Annotated in this window: 3 protein-coding genes; 1 reads left to right on the top strand and 2 read right to left on the bottom strand. The window is 77.7% G+C overall.

Going from position 1 to position 2,213, the window contains the following annotated elements:
• Positions 1-802: ABC transporter permease (locus HLB15_RS23375; RefSeq protein ID WP_171109133.1), on the top strand; the 802-nt coding region annotated here is incomplete at its 5' end.
• 27 nt (positions 803-829) lie between these two features.
• Here the strand turns inward: HLB15_RS23375 and HLB15_RS23370 are convergent.
• Together HLB15_RS23370 and HLB15_RS23365 are read right to left on the bottom strand one after the other, a co-directional pair.
• Positions 830-1,531, bottom strand: coding sequence for a response regulator (locus tag HLB15_RS23370; protein ID WP_171109131.1), 702 nt, complete (start codon positions 1,529-1,531; stop codon positions 830-832).
• A partial coding sequence (locus HLB15_RS23365; protein WP_249360546.1) for a sensor histidine kinase occupies positions 1,528-2,213 on the bottom strand: 686 nt, incomplete at its 5' end. The genes HLB15_RS23370 and HLB15_RS23365, both read right to left, overlap by 4 nt.

Genomic DNA, 2,213 nt, shown 5'->3' with positions numbered 1-2,213 from the left:
CCCGGTCGCCGCCGTGCGCCCCGCCGACCTGCGCGCCGTCCTGGCCACCCCCGCCGACGCCGCACGCCTGCGGCCCGGTGTGCTCGTCGTCCCGGAGCGCGTGGCGCGGCCGGCGGGCCTGGTGGGCGCGCGCACCGTGACGCTCACCGGTGCCGGCGGCAGCGTGACCCTGGACGTCGTGCACACCGACTCGCTCGCCCCGCAGGCCTACCTCACGCCGCACGACCTCGCGGCGCTCGCCCCGGACCGACAGGCCGCCCAGCTCTGGGCCGCCGTCGACGACGCCGCGGACGCCGCCGACGTCGTCGCGGCGGCGCAGGCCGCGGTCGCAGGGACCGGGCGGCCCGTGTCCGTCACGGCCACCGTGCTGGAGCGCGACGCGTACGCGCGGATGATCGACGTCATCCTCGCCGTGGTCGTCGCGCTGCTCGCGGTCGCCGTGGTCATCGCGCTCATCGGCGTCGCCAACACGCTGTCCCTGTCCGTCGTCGAGCGCACGCGCGAGAACGCGGTCCTGCGTGCCATCGGGCTGTCGACGGCGCAGCTGCGCGCCACGCTCGCCATCGAGGGCATGGTCATCGCGGGCGTCGGCGCCGTGCTCGGCGTCGTGCTGGGCCTCGTCTACGGGTGGGCCGGCGCCACGACGGCGCTGTCCGCGCTCGGCGAGGTCCCGCTCGTGGTGCCGTGGGCCGAGGTCGTCGTGGTCCTGGTCGTCGCGCTGCTCGCCGGGCTGGTCGCCTCGGTCGCCCCCGCGCGCGCCGCGACGCGCACCCACCCGGTGACGGCGCTCGCGCCGCGCTGACGGCGCTGCCGTCCGGGCGGGCCGGGTTCAGGACCCGGGCCGCACCAGGCCGGTCTCGTAGGCCGTGACCACGGCCTGCACGCGGTCGCGCGCGTCCAGCTTGGCGAGGATGCGGCCCACGTGCGTCTTGACGGTGGCCTCCGCGACGAACAGGTCGGCCGCGATCTCCGTGTTCGACCGGCCGCGCGCCATGAGCACCAGCACCTCGCGCTCACGGCTCGTCAGGCCCGCCAGCGCCTCGTGCGGGCGCGGCGCCTCCTCCGGCGGCAGCGTGGTCACCAGCCGCTCCATGAGCCGCCGCGTGGACGACGGCGCGATGACCGCGTCGCCCTGGTGCACCGTGCGGATCGCGGCGAGCAGCTCCTCGGGCTGGGCGTCCTTGAGCAGGAAGCCGCTGGCCCCCGCCCGGATCGCGTCGAGCACGTACTCGTCCAGGTCGAACGTCGTCAGGACGACGACGCGCGGGTCGCCCGCCGCGGCGCGGCCGCCGTCGGCCAGGAGCGCGCGCGTCGCGGACAGGCCGTCCATGCCGGGCATGCGCACGTCCATGAGCACGACGTCGGACGCCGTCGCGCCGAGCAGCCGCAGCGCCTCGCGCCCGTCGTCGGCCTCGAGGACGACCTCGAGGTCGGGCTGCGAGTCGATCACCATGCGCAGGCCCGCGCGCACCAGGGGCTGGTCGTCGACCAGCGCGACGCGGACGGGTCGACCGGGTGGGGCCTGGGTCATCGTGCTCCTCGGGTGTCCTGCAGGTCGGTGGGCCCGGGGCTGTCCGCGTCGTCGGCGTCGGCACCCGGTCCGCTGTCGGGCTCGGTGGGGCTGTCGGGCTCGGGAGCACGCTCCGGCCCGCTGTCCGTCGGCGAACCGGCCGCCCCCGTGGGGCCGGACCCGTCCCCGCCCTCGGCGGTGCCCTCGGCCTCGACCGCCCCGGCGGGCACAGCGTCCGGTGCTGCCGCCCGCGGGATCGGCACGACGAAGCGGACGGAGAACCCGCCGCCCTGCCGCGGCCCCGCGGAGAGCGTGCCACCGAACATCTCGGCGCGCTCGCGCATCCCGAGCAGACCGTACCCCGGGGAGGGTGCGGGCTCGTCCGGGCCCGCCGCGTCGGCCGCGAGTCCGCGCCCGTCGTCGTCGACGCGCAGCTCGACCTCGTCCTCGCCCCAGCGCACCAGGACCGTGACGGCGGGCCGCGGGCCGGCGTGCTTGCGCACGTTCGTGAGCGCCTCCTGGCAGACGCGGTAGAGCGTGAGCCCGACGCCGGGCGGCAGCCTCCGCTCGACGCCGACGCGCGCCCAGGACACGCGCATGCCGCCGTCCTTGGCCTGCTCCACGAGGTGGCCGATGTCGGCGGCGTCCGGCTGCGGGCGCAGCGGGGCCGCAGCCGCCGCCGTCGTTCCGGCGCCTGCGGGCG

Source organism: Promicromonospora citrea (genome assembly GCF_013004695.1).
In the GTDB taxonomy this organism is placed as follows: domain Bacteria; phylum Actinomycetota; class Actinomycetes; order Actinomycetales; family Cellulomonadaceae; genus Promicromonospora; species Promicromonospora citrea.
This window is presented reverse-complemented; position numbering and strand designations above follow the sequence as displayed.

Coding starts and splice junctions, on each gene's coding strand:
- HLB15_RS23370 (WP_171109131.1), bottom strand. CDS start 1,531: ATGACCCAGGCCCCACCCGGTCGACCCGTCCGCGTCGCGCTGGTCGAC.